The organism is Dictyoglomus sp. LHC4 (genome assembly GCF_055181355.1).
In genome coordinates this window covers 898,978-915,025 of sequence record NZ_CM143707.1, presented here as the reverse complement: position 1 = coordinate 915,025, position 16,048 = coordinate 898,978, and the positions used below count along the sequence as shown (strand labels likewise).

17 protein-coding genes are annotated in these 16,048 nt (G+C 32.3%); 1 reads left to right on the top strand and 16 read right to left on the bottom strand.

Annotated elements, in window-relative coordinates:
- Positions 1 to 2: 2 nt before the first annotated feature.
- The 13 genes from ACY3JO_RS04435 to ACY3JO_RS04375 all read right to left on the bottom strand — a co-directional run bounded on the left by ACY3JO_RS04435 (position 3) and on the right by ACY3JO_RS04375 (position 11,101).
- Positions 3 to 1,016 carry an L-threonylcarbamoyladenylate synthase gene (locus ACY3JO_RS04435; RefSeq protein ID WP_463085598.1) on the bottom strand — a complete coding sequence of 338 codons (1,014 nt, stop codon included), beginning with the start codon at positions 1,014 to 1,016 and terminating at the stop codon, positions 3 to 5.
- Entirely contained in the window at positions 1,004 to 1,849 is an 846-nt protein-coding gene (prmC, locus tag ACY3JO_RS04430) for a peptide chain release factor N(5)-glutamine methyltransferase (RefSeq protein WP_463085597.1), read from the bottom strand. The genes ACY3JO_RS04435 and prmC overlap by 13 nt, the downstream gene beginning before the upstream one ends.
- Entirely contained in the window at positions 1,836 to 2,939 is a 1,104-nt protein-coding gene (gene prfA / locus ACY3JO_RS04425; protein WP_463085596.1) for a peptide chain release factor 1, read from the bottom strand. Before prfA ends, prmC begins: the two co-directional genes overlap by 14 nt.
- Positions 2,917 to 3,801, bottom strand: coding sequence for a DUF1385 domain-containing protein (locus ACY3JO_RS04420; protein WP_463085595.1), 885 nt, complete (start codon positions 3,799 to 3,801; stop codon positions 2,917 to 2,919). Before ACY3JO_RS04420 ends, prfA begins: the two co-directional genes overlap by 23 nt.
- The gene (locus ACY3JO_RS04415; protein ID WP_463085594.1) at positions 3,791 to 4,387 is read right to left on the bottom strand and encodes a thymidine kinase; all 597 of its coding nucleotides are present in this window, start codon (positions 4,385 to 4,387) and stop codon (positions 3,791 to 3,793) included. Before ACY3JO_RS04415 ends, ACY3JO_RS04420 begins: the two co-directional genes overlap by 11 nt.
- Positions 4,388 to 4,393: 6 nt before the next feature.
- Positions 4,394 to 5,050, bottom strand: coding sequence for an FAD-dependent thymidylate synthase (thyX, locus tag ACY3JO_RS04410; protein ID WP_463085593.1), 657 nt, complete (start codon positions 5,048 to 5,050; stop codon positions 4,394 to 4,396).
- A gap of 2 nt (positions 5,051 to 5,052) precedes the next feature.
- Positions 5,053 to 5,259, bottom strand: a complete 207-nt coding sequence (gene rpmE / locus ACY3JO_RS04405) for a 50S ribosomal protein L31 (RefSeq protein WP_012583166.1) — start codon at positions 5,257 to 5,259, stop codon at positions 5,053 to 5,055.
- Between the two features lie 128 nt (positions 5,260 to 5,387).
- A complete protein-coding gene (locus ACY3JO_RS04400; RefSeq protein ID WP_012548757.1) occupies positions 5,388 to 5,651 on the bottom strand; it encodes a stage V sporulation protein S in 264 nt (87 codons plus the stop codon).
- 46 nt (positions 5,652 to 5,697) lie between these two features.
- Positions 5,698 to 6,483 (bottom strand): TIGR00282 family metallophosphoesterase, encoded by a 786-nt coding sequence (locus ACY3JO_RS04395; RefSeq protein ID WP_463085592.1) that lies wholly within the window; start codon positions 6,481 to 6,483, stop codon positions 5,698 to 5,700.
- Between the two features lie 3 nt (positions 6,484 to 6,486).
- Positions 6,487 to 8,001: a ribonuclease Y gene (gene rny, locus ACY3JO_RS04390; RefSeq protein ID WP_463085648.1), complete on the bottom strand. Its 1,515-nt coding sequence runs from the start codon at positions 7,999 to 8,001 to the stop codon at positions 6,487 to 6,489.
- Positions 7,991 to 9,055: a flavodoxin-dependent (E)-4-hydroxy-3-methylbut-2-enyl-diphosphate synthase gene (ispG, locus tag ACY3JO_RS04385; protein ID WP_463085647.1), complete on the bottom strand. Its 1,065-nt coding sequence runs from the start codon at positions 9,053 to 9,055 to the stop codon at positions 7,991 to 7,993. Before ispG ends, rny begins: the two co-directional genes overlap by 11 nt.
- The gene (gene rseP, locus ACY3JO_RS04380) at positions 9,055 to 10,101 is read right to left on the bottom strand and encodes an RIP metalloprotease RseP (RefSeq protein WP_463085591.1); all 1,047 of its coding nucleotides are present in this window, start codon (positions 10,099 to 10,101) and stop codon (positions 9,055 to 9,057) included. The genes ispG and rseP overlap by 1 nt, the downstream gene beginning before the upstream one ends.
- Before the next feature lie 52 nt (positions 10,102 to 10,153).
- On the bottom strand, positions 10,154 to 11,101 hold the full coding sequence (locus tag ACY3JO_RS04375; protein ID WP_463085590.1) for a carbohydrate kinase family protein: 948 nt from the start codon (positions 11,099 to 11,101) through the stop codon (positions 10,154 to 10,156).
- Positions 11,102 to 11,195: 94 nt separating this feature from the next.
- Here ACY3JO_RS04375 and ACY3JO_RS04370 point away from each other — a divergent pair, with 94 nt between their 5' ends.
- Positions 11,196 to 12,899, top strand: coding sequence for an alpha-amylase family glycosyl hydrolase (locus ACY3JO_RS04370; protein ID WP_463085589.1), 1,704 nt, complete (start codon positions 11,196 to 11,198; stop codon positions 12,897 to 12,899).
- Here the strand turns inward: ACY3JO_RS04370 and ACY3JO_RS04365 are convergent.
- Genes ACY3JO_RS04365 through ACY3JO_RS04355 form a run of 3 tightly spaced genes read right to left on the bottom strand, consistent with a single transcriptional unit; the run spans position 12,823 to position 16,044 of the window.
- Positions 12,823 to 14,007, bottom strand: a complete 1,185-nt coding sequence (locus tag ACY3JO_RS04365; RefSeq protein WP_463085588.1) for a divergent polysaccharide deacetylase family protein — start codon at positions 14,005 to 14,007, stop codon at positions 12,823 to 12,825. The two genes, ACY3JO_RS04370 and ACY3JO_RS04365, sit on opposite strands and share 77 nt — an antisense overlap.
- Positions 13,983 to 15,278 carry a replication-associated recombination protein A gene (locus ACY3JO_RS04360; protein ID WP_463085587.1) on the bottom strand — a complete coding sequence of 432 codons (1,296 nt, stop codon included), beginning with the start codon at positions 15,276 to 15,278 and terminating at the stop codon, positions 13,983 to 13,985. The genes ACY3JO_RS04365 and ACY3JO_RS04360 overlap by 25 nt, the downstream gene beginning before the upstream one ends.
- The gene (locus tag ACY3JO_RS04355; RefSeq protein ID WP_463085586.1) at positions 15,271 to 16,044 is read right to left on the bottom strand and encodes a hypothetical protein; all 774 of its coding nucleotides are present in this window, start codon (positions 16,042 to 16,044) and stop codon (positions 15,271 to 15,273) included. Before ACY3JO_RS04355 ends, ACY3JO_RS04360 begins: the two co-directional genes overlap by 8 nt.
- Positions 16,045 to 16,048 lie beyond the last annotated feature (4 nt).

Here is a 16,048-nt window from a genome sequence, read left to right as displayed (position 1 = left end):
CACTATTTATCACCTGCTGCTCTTTTTAGTCTATCCATAATTGCAAGACCTATTCCCTCTTCTGGATATGATTCCACAAGAATAATATCAATTTCCTTCTCTAATCTTCGTAAGGAGGAAAATAAATTTAAAGCAATATTATATAGATCAGATCTGCTTCCTATAACATAAATTTTAAGATCTTTTGGATAAACATCTTTGGTTTCTTCTGAAGCAAGAACTCCCACTTTTTTACCTTCCTTTATCCAAGATTTTATTTTATTTTGCCATATTTCATTAAACTCTTCAATAATGTATAAAGGTACCTTAGGAGCATAATGTCTATATTTTAAGCCAGGAGAGGGAATATCTTCTTTTTTTACTTCTCTCCAAAAAACTATTTTTTTCTTTAATACTTTCTCAATTTCTTCTTTTGGACATGCTCCAGGCCTATATAAAACAGGTGGATCGGTAGTTATATCCAAAACTGTAGATTCTACTCCATAACTTACATCTCCTCCATCAATTATTAAATCAACCTTATCTCCTAAATCCTCAAGAACGTGTTCAGCCTTAGTAGGACTTGGTCTTCCAGAAGCATTTGCAGAAGGAGCAGCTATTGGCCGTCCAAAAAGATTTAGAAGGGTCAAAGCAACCTTATTTTGAGGTTCTCTTATACCCACTTTAGGACTTCCACCTGTAACTATATCACTAACTATAGGTGATTTATAAAAAATTAAAGTTAATGGCCCCGGCCAAAAAGCTTCCATTAATCTCTCAGCATCAGGTGGAACATCATCCACAAGACTATAGACTTGATCCATATTTCCTACATGAACAATAATGGGATTATCAGGTGGCCTACCTTTCGCCTCAAAAATTCTTCTAACAGCCTCTTCATTCAAAGCATCAGCCCCAAGACCATAGACAGTCTCTGTAGGAAAAGCCACAAGACCACCTCTTCTTAATACTTCAACCGCTATATTTAAAATCTTTTCATCTGGATTATTTCTATCTACCTTAATTATTTCCACCATATTAATTTGATCACTCTATTCTTTTGGGAAAGATCTTTGTATACATGAAACTCAAATTTAAGAAAGGTTCTTTTAATCAATTTTACTAAATTGTCATAAATAAACGGTGAAATTTCAAAAATAAATACACCTTTATCCATCTTTTTCAAGTCCTTAATAACATTCTCATAAAAAACACAACCATTCCAACCACCATAAAGGGACTCCCAAGGCTCTCTTTTAACTTCCTTTTGAAGAAAAGGAATTTCCCAAGAAGCAATGTATGGGGGATTACTTAATATTAAATCAAATTGTAAATTTCTCATGGTAATAGGGTATAGATAAGGTCCTAAGAAGAATTTAATCTTATCTATAACCCCATATTTTTGAGCATTAATTTTTGCAAATTTTAGAGCAAAAAGCGATATATCACACGCATAAACAGTGAGATTGTCAATTTTTTTAGCTAACGTTACTGCTAAATTACCACTACCTACCCCGATGTCAACAATTTTTTTTAAAGAATAACTTTTGATAGTATCAATAGTCACATCTACTAATAATTCCGTTTCATTTCTCGGTATCAAAACCCCTTTATCTGTAAAGAACTCATAATCATAAAAAAATTTTTTCTTAAGGATATAACTTATAGGTATTCCTTTTTTCCTTAAATCTAATAGTTTTTTAATCTCCTTTATCTTTTCTTCTTCAATAAAATCTACCGTATAAATAAAGCTTCTATCTTTATTTAGAACGTAGGATATAAGTAATTCAGCCTCCAAATATGCAGAATCTGGATCTATGTCTTCTAATTCTCTTTTTAACCAAAATAATACTTCTCTAAGAGCCCGCACTTACTTCTTCAAAAAGCTTTTTAATTTGCTCTTCCTTTTCAGCAAGGATGAGCCTATCTATAAATTCATCCAGCTCTCCTGATAACACTTCTTCTAATTGGAAAGATGAATAATTTATTCTGTGATCTGTAACTCTTCTTTGCGGAAAATTATATGTTCTTATCTTTTCACTTCTTTCCCCACTTCCTACTTGAGCTCTTCTTTGAGAAGCGATCTCATTTTCTTTTTCTTTTTGATAGTATTCATACAATCTTGCTCTAAGAACTTTCATGGCCTTTTCTCTATTTTGGTGTTGAGATCTCTCATCTTGACATTGAACCACAATTCCAGATGGTATATGGGTTATTCTTACTCCTGATTCTGTCTTATTTACATGCTGTCCTCCTGCCCCACCAGACCTAAAAGTCTCAATCCTAAGATCCTTAGGATCAATTTCTATCTCCACTTCCTCCATTTCGGGAAGAACCGCAACAGTTGCAGTAGATGTATGAATTCTTCCACTTGACTCAGTTACTGGTACTCTCTGAACTCTATGCACTCCACTCTCAAACTTGAACCTACTATAAGCACCCTTACCTTCAACAATAAATATAATCTCTTTATAACCCCCAAGTCCCGTTGGGTTAGAACTAACAATATCTACCTTCCATCCCTTCTTCTGGGCATATCCAATATACATTCTAAAAAGATCTGCAGCAAAAAGGGCTGCCTCCTCTCCTCCAGCCCCTGCTCTTATCTCCATAATAATGTTTTTCTCATCATTAGGATCCTTAGGCAAAAGGGCAGATTTTAATTCAAATTCCTTTTTTTCAATCTTTCTTTCTATTTCTTCCAATTCCATCTCAGCTAAATTTCTAATCTCTTCGTCATTTTCTTCTCTTAATACCTCTTCTAAATCTTCTTTTTCCTTCAATAATTTTCTATAATCTCTAAAATTCTCTACTATTTCCGTAATTTTTGCTCTTTCTTTAAGAAGATTCTGGTATTTGTTAAAATCATTAATTACCTCCTGTTGAGCTAAGAGGTCCTCAATCTCATTAAATCTTTTTTCTATTTCTTCTAATTTTTCAATCACTATATCTTGAAGCATTTTCCTCCAGTGTCACCTCCTTTAAAGCTACAATCGCTGTTTCTAATTGCATATCATCTGGTTCTTTTGTTGTAAAATACTGCATCCATAGCCCTGGTTTAAGCAAGATTTTCCAAAAAATAGAATCAATATGCTCAGATCCTAATTTTATTATCTCGTAAGATATACTAAAAATCAATGGGATAAGCAAAACTCTAGTAATAATTCTTAAAAGAAAAGGCTGTTTACCTAAAAAGGCAAAAATCACTATACTTACTATCATTACTACCAATAGAAAAGAGGTTCCACAGCGAGAATGAAAACGTGGATATTTCCTGCAATTCTCAACTGTTAATTCTTCTCCTGCCTCATAACAGAATACCGTCTTATGTTCTGCACCATGATATTGGAAAACTCTATAGATTTCTTTTATCTTACTTATTAAATAAAGATAAATCACAAAAATAGCTAATCTTATAATTCCCTCTAAAAGTCTCAAAATTATTAAAGAATTTATATATACCTCTATAGGTTTTAATATAAGAAGGGGTAAGACAATAAATAACGCAACAAAAAGAAGAAATCCTAAAACTAATGCAATACCTATCTCGGTATTACTGGTTGGTTTTTCATCTTCCTCAAAAGCAATCGATATGGAATAATTCAATGCCTTTATTCCCCAAAAGAGAGAATCCATTAAAACCATAAGACCTCTTAGTAAAGGTATTCTTGTCCAGCTTTTAAAAAAGGGCTGTAATCTCTCTTTCTTTACAATAATTTCTCCCTTTGGGTCTCTTACAGCAACAGCAATATCTATTCCTTTTCTCATCATTACTCCCTCGTAAACTGCTTGTCCACCAACTAACTCTTTTTTATTCTTCATTTTTATCTCTCCTTAAAACTGTATGGCAATTTCTACATCTTGCTTCATAGCTTTCAAAAGCTCCTACTAAAATAATTGGATCGTCATAATATGCAGGTTTTCCATTAATTATTCTTTGAGTTCTACTGGCTAAATTTCCACATTTCATACAAATAGCATGAAGTTTATCAACGTATTCTGCTACTGCCATTAAATATGGCATAGGGCCAAAAGGTTCTCCTCTAAAATCTTGATCTAAACCTGCCACAATCACTCTTTTCCCTTTATCTGCTAATCTCTGGCAAACTTTTACAATTCCCATATCAAAGAATTGTCCTTCTTCTATAGCTATCACCTGAGTATCCTCTTCTACATACTTTTCTATGTCTGCACTGTTACTCACAGCTATCGCCTCTATCTTCAAACCTGTATGAGATGTTATATAATCTTTATCATATCTTGTATCTAAACTGTGCTTAAAAACTTGCACTTTTTGTTTTGCAATTTGCGCTCTCCTAACTCTTCTAATTAACTCTTCACTTTTTCCACTATACATTCCTCCACAAATAACCTCTATCCACCCTGAAGGCATATTCATAAATTCCATAAGTTATCACCTTCTCTTAGGAATACAGCTCTTTCCCTCAAGACATGGACCTCTAAAACAATACGGTCCTGCATCTTCAAATATATTAGGTGCTACCTTTTTAACCAAATCTAACATCTCCCAAGCCATCTCCCTTATTTCCCATTGTGCAGAATTACACGTTCTTAACGTAAAAAAATGAAGTAGTTCTCTGGCATTCATAGTAACAATTATTTTAGATTCCACAGCTTGGGGTAATAGATATCTTGCATCCTCCTTAGGAACTCCCATATTTACAAGTTCCTCATAAGCATTAAAGGCTTTATCTAAAGTTTCTTTATATACTTTTTCCCTCTCCTTATCTATTAATATAGACTCAGGAATTACATATTCTTGCCTTATTTCTACATACCTCTGACTTTGTTGTGAGTAAGATGCAATCCTATGTCTCACTAATTGATGAGTGGTAACTCTTGATATACCTTCTATATAAAAAGTAAAATTAGCATGCTCAAATATGGAAAAATGTTGTAAGGTTTTTGCCTTTTTTAGAAGGCGAGAAATCTCATCAGGAGTTAGTTTTCCTTCTAACTCCTCAATATTTCCTTGATAATGACATAATCTCATAGCCAGAGCACATACTTTTTCGGGCTCTGGCGTATAAGCTATTAATTTTACCCTCAATTTTATTTAATTTCCCAATTATATTTTTTAGTAAATCTTTCTACTCTTCCCTCCGTATCCACAAATTTTCTTTGACCTGTAAAGAATGGATGGCATTTAGAGCATATTTCTACTGTCATATATTCCTTTGTTGATAAAGTCTCATAAACAGCCCCACATGCACATACTATCTTTGCTTTCTTCAATTCTGGATGAATACCTTTCTTCATGTTTCCTCTCCTTTCTTCTCTATAAAATTTCCAAATTTACATTCTGAAAAATTATACCATAAAAATTATAAGGAGGCAGAAAGAAAATCTTCCTGCCTCCTTTTTACTTACCTTTACTTCAATTTAAATTAACGAGGCTCAACTATAAAACGGATGGCTGTTCTTTCTTCTCCATCAATTTGTACATCAGTAAATGCAGGGATACAAATTAAGTCAATGCCACTTGGAGCTACATAACCCCTAGTAATAGCAATTGCTTTAACTGCTTGGTTGACAGCTCCAGCACCAATTACTTGGATCTCAGCACGTCCCTTTTCACGAATTACACCTGCTAATGCACCAGCCACTGCATTAGGATTAGATTTAGCGGAAACTTTTAATACTTCTACCATAAACCTACCTCCTTTATATGTTCTTCCCATGGCAGACTTTTAAATTTTAAATTTCTCCCCTCCTTTGTAACCTGATAATGTTTTTTGTCTTTCCATTTACTTCTTCTACCTCTATAATCACCCCTTCCACTTTAAAAAGTCCTTTTTCTGGTACATCAAATTTTTGAGGTATTTGGAGAAGAAATTTCTTAAGAACAGCCTCCTTATCTACACCCAATATAGAATCGTAAGCTCCACACATACCTAAATCAGATATATAGCCAGTTCCCCCTGGAAGAATTTTCTCATCAGCTGTCTGAACATGTGTATGTGTACCTACTACCGCTGTTACTCTTCCATCCAAAAAATATCCCATAGCTATCTTCTCAGACGTTGCTTCAGCATGTATATCCACTAATATTATTTTAGTATCTTTTTCCATTTCTCCAACTATATTATGCACTACTGTAAACGGATTTTCAATAGGTTCCATAAAAATACGTCCCTGTATATTAATTATACCAATTTTTTTGCCATAATATGAGACTGTAATATAGCCTCTACCAGGAACTCCCGAAGGATAATTAGCAGGTCTTAATACTCTCTCGTAATTCTCTAAAACAGAGATTCCTTCTTTTTTATCCCAAATATGATTACCACTTGTAAAAGCATCAATACCATAATCCATTAACTCTTTCAAGACACTTTCAGTAATACCAAATCCAGCAGCAGCATTTTCAATATTTGCAATTGTAAAATCAATTCCATATTCTTTTTTTATTTGAGGGAGAAGAAGTCCTACACCTCTTCTCCCTATTTTTCCTACTATATCACCAAGTATTAAAACATTCATAATTTACTTTGCGTACTCCACAGCCCTTGTTTCTCTTATTACCGTAACTTTTATTTGACCAGGATATTCCATTTCTTTCTCAATTTTCTTAGCAATCTGATAAGCTAATCTTGTAGCTGTTAAATCATCAACTTCTTCAGGGCTTACTAACACTCTAACTTCTCTTCCTGCCTGAATAGCATAAGCCTTTTCTACTCCTGGAAATGACATGGCTATCTCCTCAAGCTTTTCCAGCCTCTTTATGTAAATTTCAATGCTTTCTCTTCTTGCTCCAGGCCTTACTGCTGAGATACTATCCGCTACCTGAATTATAACATCTAAAGTCTTAATAAGAGGAATCTCTTCATGATGAGCTGCTACAGCATGGACCACATCTGAATGCTCTCCATATCTCTTTAAAAGATCAGCTCCTAAGGTTGCATGCGATCCCTCAACCTCATAATCTATAGCTTTTCCTATATCATGTAAAAGCCCAGCCCTCTTTGCTAAATTTACATCTGCATGTAATTCTGCAGCAATAATTGCTGCAATTTTTGAAACCTCAATTGAGTGCTGAAGAACATTTTGTCCATAACTGGATCTATAATAAAGTCTTCCTAAAACCCTTACTAAATCAGGATGTAAATTTTGAAGACCTACTTCTATTGCAGCTCTTTCTCCTTCCTCTCTTATTTTATTCTCTACTTCTTTTCTTGCTTTATTTACCATTTCTTCAATTCTTGCAGGATGAATTCTCCCATCTTTTACTAATCTTTCTAATGCAATTCGAGCAATTTCTCTTCTTACTGGATCAAAGGAAGAAAGAACCACTGCCTCTGGAGTATCATCAATTATAAGATCTACACCTGTCAAAGTCTCAAAGGTTCTTATATTTCTTCCTTCTCTACCTATTATTCTTCCCTTCATTTCTTCACTGGGCAAACTAACAACAGATACTGTAGATTCCACAGTATGATCCACTGCACATCTCTGAATTGCCTCCGTTAAAATCTCTCGAGCCTTTTCATCTGCTATCTCCTTATATTTTGCCTCTGCTTCTTTTATCCTCATAGCTATATCTCTTTGTAATTCTTCTTCCACCTTCTTGAGAATAATATCACGAGCTTCTTCTCTACTCATCTGAGCAACCTTTTGAAGCTCCATAAATGCTTCTTCTTCCAATTTCTTTAGATTTTCGAGTTTTTTATCTATTTCTTTTTCTTTATTGGAGAGAATTTCCTCTTTTCTCTCTAAATTTTCTTCTCTTTGAAGAATTCTCTTCTCCAAATTGAAAAGCTCTTGTCTTCTTTCCTTAATTTCCCTTTCAGTCTCAGATCTTAATTTAAAAATTTCTTCTTTAGCTTCTAATAAAGCAGTTCTTTTTCTTTCTTCTGCTTCCTCTTCAGCTTTTTTAACTATCTCCTCAGCTCTCTTTTCTGCGACTTGTATTGTTTTTTGCTCAATATTTTTCCTTATGAGATACCCGAAACTAACTCCTATAATAAGTGTGATTAAAGCTATTAATATGCTAATTTGAATTCACCTCCTTCCATTTTTCAAGCTCTTTTTCTAACTCCAAAATTGCTTTTTCCCATGTTGTCTCCTTTACTATCTTACCATACTTAAAAATTATAACTCTTTTATTTGAGCCTGCAATTCCTATATCTGCCCATTTTGCTTCACCAGGACCATTTACTTCACATCCCATTACAGCTATCGTTATATCTAAGGGAAAATCTTTAAATCTTTTTTCTATTTCTCTGGCTACTTTTTCTACTGGAAAATGAGCTCTTGCACACATGGGACACGAAATAACTTTTATACCTCTTTGCCTTAATTCTAAGCTTTCCAATATATGGTATGCTACTTCTACTTCTTTTTCTGGAGAAGCAGAAAGAGAAACCCTAATAGTATCACCAATACCCTCATAAAGTAAGATACCAATTCCTACTGCGGACCTAACACTTCCTGGAACAAGTATACCAGCTTCTGTTATTCCTATATGTAGAGGATATTTTACTTGGGAAGAAAGTAGCTTATAAGCTTGTATAGTCAAAGGAACAGAAGAAGATTTAACAGACACAACTATATCAGTGAAATCATTCTCCTCTAATAATCTAATCTCACTTAAAGCGCTCTCTACCAACGCCTCAGGAGTAACTCCACCATATTTTTCAAGAATCTCTCTGCTCAAAGAACCAGCATTACTACCTACTCTTATTGGTACACCTCTCGCCTTTGCTTCCTTTGCTATTAAAGATATATATTTAGAATTCTTAATATTACCTGGATTTAATCTCAATTTGTCTACCCCTTGCTCCAAAGCTATTAAAGCAAGTCTATAATCAAAGTGTATATCAGCAATAATAGGAATAGGGCTCTTTTTCTTTATCTTTCCCAGAGCTAAAGCTGAGTCTTTATCAGGTATTCCTAACCTTACTAACTCACAACCCTTCTTAGCTAGGCTTTTAATTTGTCTAAGAGTAGACTTAACATCTACTGTGGGAGTCTTAGTCATAGACTGTACTCTTACAGGATTATCTCCACCAATCTCTACATTTCCAACTTTTATAACCTTTGTTCCTCTTCCCATCACTTTCTAAGCCTTAAAACATCAAAGAAAGTAATAATGATCATGAGAAATAAGAGAATTAATAGACCTATCCAATGTACTATTTCTTCTTTTTTAGTTTCAATAGGCTTTCCCCTTATTTTCTCAAGAATAATGAACAATATCCTACCTCCATCTAAAGCAGGAAAGGGAAGTAAGTTAAACATCCCCAGTTGTACACTTAACAGTGCTGTAAAATTAAGATAATATACAAGCCCTAGAGAAGCTACTTCTCCCGTCATCCTGGCAATACCAATCGGACCTGAAACTGATATCCCTTGAGCTCCTGTAAAAAGTGCTTTTAATACAAAGAAAATAAGCAAAAAAGCATTGATTAGCATAGCAAATCCATTTTTCAATGCTAATGTTATAGGATATCTCTTAGGGACAGATTTAAAGACAATACCTATAATACCCCCCTTTCTCTCCTCATCCCATTGAGGTATAACCCTTAAAGTAATTAGTTTACCATCTCTTTCCACATCCACTATTATTTCTTTTCTATCATTAGGGCTTTTTATAGATTTTGTAATAAGCTTTACTGCATCCTCTATCTTCTCTATTTTTACACCTTCTAACGAGATAATTTTATCACCTGGTAGAAAACCTGCCATTTGAGCTGGTTTACCTTCTAATACTCTATCAATTATAGGTATAGGTTGAGGAATCCCAATGAAAAAAATACTTACAAATAAAAGAAAAGCAACCAAGAAATTAAAAAAGGCTCCTGCAAAAAGTATTAAGAAGCGTTGCCATGGAGCCTTTTTATAGAATTTTCTTTCTTCCGGAACCTCCTCTTCCATTGGTAACTCTAAATCATCAACACCAGCCATTTTCACAAAACCACCAATAGGAATCAATCTCAATACAAATTTAGTCTCCATACCTTTATATTCAAAAAGCTTAGGGCCAAAACCAATAGCATATTCAAAAACCTTAACCCCAAAAAGTTTAGCTAATATAAAATGTCCAAGTTCATGCGGTACAGTAAGTATAGCAAAAAGAACTAAAAACAAAATAATATCCATCTATTTTTTCACTCCTTTTTTTATCTCTTCTCCTAAAAATCTAAAATTCTATTCAATAATACAGGTTACTCATAAATTTTTCAACCTCGTCTAAATTAGGGGGGTTAGCCCCACGCCTTGTACAAGTTAAAGCAGCTACACTGTTAGCAAAAATAAGAATATTTTTAAACTCTTCTAAAGAAAGATTGGATATTTCTTTTTTAACTGTTTTGCCAAGCTTATATAAATAATATAAAAAGCCCCCCATAAAAGAGTCTCCAGCTCCTACGGTATCTACAACCTTTACCTTCATACCTGGCACTTTAACATAATTAGATTTTTGATAAGCAATAGATCCATCCTTTCCTAAAGTAACCACAAAAATTTTAACTCCTAAATTAATAAATTTCTCAGCAATTTTGTCTAAATCCTCTTCTCCATATAACCACTTCAAATCTGCCAAACTCACTTTTAATATATCCACCCTACTTACCCAATTTTCAAATCTTGATAAATACTGCTCCTTATTCACAATTAGGCTTGGTCTTACATTTGGATCAAAGGAAATTATACAATTTTTGTAATTTTCAAAAATCATTTTTTCAAAGACATAACAACCAGGTTCTCTAATCATTGATATAGATCCAAAATGAAGGATTTTCACTTTTTGTGTATCAATAAAAGGAATCTCTTCTTCTTTAAGCATAGTATCAGCAGTATTATCCCCATAAAATATAAAATAAGGTTCACTGTTCTTTAATATTACAAAAGCTAAAGTAGTAAGATATTTATCTCTTAACACAAAAGATGTATCCACGTTATTTTTTATAAGATTAGAATAAAGAATCTCCCCAAAAGGATCATAAGAAATTTTACCAAAGAAATATACAGGCGCTCTAAGCTTTCCAAGGGTAATAGCAACATTATATGGAGATCCCCCAGGATTAGGTACATACGCATATTCATCTCCTAAAGATATAGGCGTAAAATCTATTAAGGATTCTCCAGATACTAATATCATATTTTCTTTAACCTCCACATAAAAAATATTGTATTTAATTATAAACTATGATAGAATAAAGCTAACACGAGTTAATATAAAGAGGTAAGGAGAGATGTATGTAGATGATAAAGTTTTTGGAGATTTAGAAAAAAAAGAATTTTTATCAAATAGGAAAATAGAAGAGCTTGAAAAGTTTCCTTACATAAAAATAATTCCTGAAGATCCTACTCCCAAGGATGAAATTAAAGTTATATTTACTTGTACTCCATCTCAGAATTATAAAACTATTTATTATAAAATAAACTCCCAAACATCAGAAATACAAGAAGTTTCAATTGAAATTAAAGATGTGATTTGGGATAATGATTTTTTTAGTTTTTTACAAATCTTAGAAGCTCAAATTCCTCCTTTGAACAAAGAAGGTATAATTGAAATAACATTAAATCCGAAAGATGATTATGAAAAAGATTATTTTTCCTTTTCCATTGATGAATTTGAACAACCAAAGTGGTCCCAAGAAAGCATAATATATCATATCTTTGTTGACCGCTTTGCAAAAGATAATTTTGAGGTGAGTTTATCTAATAATCTAAAAGAGAAACTTGGAGGTAATATCAAAGGAGTTATCAATCACCTTGATTATATAGAATCCTTAGGCATAAACACAATTTGGCTTTCTCCTATATTTAAGTCAACTTCTTATCATGGATATGATATAGAGGATTATTTTGAAATTGATCCCGCATGGGGTAATAAAGATGATCTCAAAAAATTAGTTAATGATGCGTTTGAAAGAGGAATTAGAATAATTTTGGACTTTGTACCAAATCATTTATCCTATTTAAATCCTATATTTCAAGATGCATTGAATAATAAAGATAGTAAATATAGAAATTGGTTCATTTTTAAGGACGATAATTCTTATGAATCATTTTTTGGAGTAAAATCCATGCCAAAGATAAATCTAAAAAATAGAGAGGCAAGAAAATATATTATAGATGCAGCCAAATATTGGATTAAAAATTTCGGAATATCTGGATATCGATTGGATTATGCGGTTGGACCAGATATCAATTTTTGGACTGAATACTATTATTCCATAAAAAGAGATTTTCCTGAAACTTTTCATTTTGGGGAGATAGTGGATACTCCCGAATATGTAAGAAGGTTTATAGGTAAAATGGATGGAGTACTTGATTTTTACCTTTTTAAATTAATAAGAGAGTTTTTTATAGGTAAAAAATGGAAATTAAAAGAATTTTTGAAAATTATAGATTTAAGATATAAATTTTACAAGAATCATATAAGGCTAATTTCGTTTTTAGAAAATCACGATTCTAATAGATTCCTTTTTTTAGCTAATGACAAAAGATTATTAAAAATAGCTTCCATATTTCAATTTTCACTTAATGATACACCCATAATATATAATGGACAAGAGATGGGTGCTAATCAATACAGAAACATGTTAGAAGGAAACAGGGCTCTTCATGAATATGTAAGACTACCTATACCCTGGGATGAAACCAAACAAGATTTAGAACTCATTGGGTTTTATAAAAAACTATCAAGAATCAGAAAAAATTATCCAGCCCTATATAAAGGAGATTTTACATTAGGCCATATAAATGACATTATTAGCTTTTACAAGATTTATAATGATCAAAAAATACTAGTAATAATAAATAATACAAAAGATGAAAAAAATATATATCTTAATGGCGTTTTCAAAAATTTATTTAATAACGAGATTTATAAGAATGATTTGATAATTCATCCTTTTGAGGGTTATATACTTCTTGAGCTAAATCACTAATTTTCTCTAATTTCACATTGTTAAAAAATCCTTCCTGGTAAAGCTCTTTTAATACCTTTATGGTCTTTGGTCTTAAATGAAATATGAATATACCCCAACCCTTCCTCTCAGCTATCTTAATAGCTTGAGAAAACCTGTATTTAATTCTATCTTCTTGATTCTCATGATCTATAAATAACATATTTTCTAAAACAGGAACTCCCACTTTATTCCCAATTTTTTTCCCTACTGAATTTAAAATAGTTTTACTATCCAAAAAGCTTAGGCCATATTTTTTGAAAACCTTTAACACTTTCTCCATAGCTTCATCGTCTTTTGTAACTTTCGATCCCATATGATTATTAACCCAATATATTTTAGCATCTCCAAATCTCTTTAGATGAAGACTCACAATTTTATCTATTTCCTCTTCACTCATACCACTCATTATTGCTTCTGAAGTTAAATATTTTGCATCTTTTGGATAAGTAATTGATTCCATAGGAATATGCATCATTACTTCCCAACCTTTTTTGACAAACTTATATGCTAAGTCCTTTGTATGTGATGTAGGAATTATAGAAACATTCAATATATAAGGAAAAGATAATAATTCTCCAACCCAATAATTATTTTCCACTAAATCATCTATCACGAAGGCTATTTTGGGCTGATTTGGCTTATGAGATACGTAAATTGGAAAGTATAGAAATATATTATCAAGCTTAATTGAATTACCATTAGGAAGATCTATATCTGAACTTAAAATATACTTTTCATATTTAGAAGATACGGTTCTCTTAATGTCATGATTTTTAATTATTTCTTTTCTAATCTGAGTATTATAGAGACTTGATCTAAAATAAATAGAATATATCTTCCAATTTATAATATAATCTTCAATTTCTCTTCTTTTTCCCTCTATTATGTATCTTTCTATAAAAGGTTTATATTCAGATAAAATCTTATTTACTTCATCTGATTCAAAATTTATTTCAATCCTATTTTTCAAAAATTTTTTATCATCTTTTAAAACTTCCTCTTTTTTGTCTTCCCTACATCCATAAAAAACCAATAGAAAAAATAAAAAGAAAAATAAAATTCCTATCTTCCATATCTTTCTTTCCATAATTTTTTAATCCTTTCTTTTATTATTTTCTCCTCTCCTTGTTCAGTTGGATTATAAAAAATCTCATTCACATCATATGGTAAATATCTTTGAATTACAAAATGTTCTGGAAAATCATGAGGATACAAATAATCAGGAGAACTTCCCCATAAGTGCTTTGGAATCTCTGACACTCCTTTCTCCTGTATGTAATTCATGACTTTTTCTATGGAAGATATCACACTATTACTCTTTGGAGCGGTCGCAAGGTATATGGTAGCTTCAGCTAAAGGAATTCTTGCCTCTGGCATACCTACCACTTCCACAGCATAATATGCAGATTGAGCAATCAACAAAGCTAAAGGATCTGCCATTCCTATATCTTCAGCAGCATGAATTATAAGTCTTCGAGCAATAAATCGTGGATCTTCTCCTGCAAGAAGCATCTTAGCCAAATAGTATAAAGCAGCATCGGGATCAGAACCTCTTATGCTTTTAATAAATGCTGATATGGTATGATAATGCTCGTCCCCTTTTTGATCATATCTTATCACCCTTTTCCCTATCACCTCTCTTACCACAGATGCATCAATAAGGATTTTTCCATCTTCACCAGCTTTTGCAACAAAGGAAGCAATTTCTAAGGTATTAAGAGCAATTCTTGCATCCCCATTGGCAAATCTAACTATTTCATCAACAGCATCTTGAGAAATTACAATGTTTTTTCCTCCTAAGCCTCTTTCTCTATCTTTTATTGCTCTATCAATTAATATCCTTAGTTTATCATCCGCTAAGGGCTTCAGTTCTATAATTCTACATCGAGAAAGAAGGGTTGTATTTAAAGCAAAAAGAGGGTTTTCAGTAGTAGCACCTATAAGAATTATTATACCTTTTTCTATAAAGGGTAGTAACACATCTTGTTGTAATTTATTGAAATGATGTATTTCATCAAGAAATAAAACAGTTTTCTTTTTATAAAGTTCAATATTTCTTTGAGCTTTTTGGAGGGCCTCTTTAAGATCTTGTACTCCAATTATAGCAGCATTTAATTCTATAAAATCAGCATTTATCTCCTTAGCTAACAGAATAGAAAGGGTAGTCTTTCCAGATCCTGGGGGGCCAAAGATAATAAGGGAAGGTAAATAATCTTTTTGAACTGTCCTTCTTAAAAAAGATCCTTCACCTATAATCTCCTCTGCACCAAGAAATTCATCAAAACTCCTTGGCCTCATTCTGTATGAAAGAGGTTGAAAACTATTATCCTCTTTAAATAGCTTTTCTTGCCTATCCATCTAAGAAGTGCCTAAAAACCACTTGAAAATTTTTTATTATATCTCCTTTACTTTGCATTATATAGATCCCATTATCAAAAGCGTATACACCATCTTTTAAAGAGAAGACATTTATTTCTTTACTTTTCATAAATCTTCTTTCTAATAGAGAATATATATTCTCAATTATATTTCTTTCTATTTTTAATGTTGTATCAATAAAAAATATTGTAATCTTTGGTTTTAATACTTCTCTTCTTCTTAAAAATTCCCAAATTTCTCTTAGTCTTATATTATTAGGAGGACTTGTTTTACACTCCACATACAATAAGTTATTCTCTAATATGGAGAGGATATCAAAGTCTCCTCCACCCTTAATCTCCTTTATTTTTATTCCCCAAATCGTGGGCATATAAAATTCCCTTTTTAATATCTCTGATATGAACCACTCTAAGGTTTCTCCAAAATTATCCAAATAAAAGTAAGAAAACAAATAGTGATCTTCTTTTAAATTTTCTATAATATGAGCTTTCAATAAAAAATTCCAGTGTTCTTCTACTTCATCCTTTTTCCAGCGAGAAAAAAGAGCTCCACAATCAACATAATCATCTTTTCTAAATATTAAAAGATCACCTAAAAAGCGTCTAAATCTATAGTTAAAAAGTCTTTGGTAATATTCGTCTAAAAACTCTCCTCCCTTAGGTACTATCACCCTCTCAATTGGACATTCTTCTATTATCTCATATCCTCTACGCCAAAGTGCTCTTCTTACCTCTTCAGAATTCATTAAA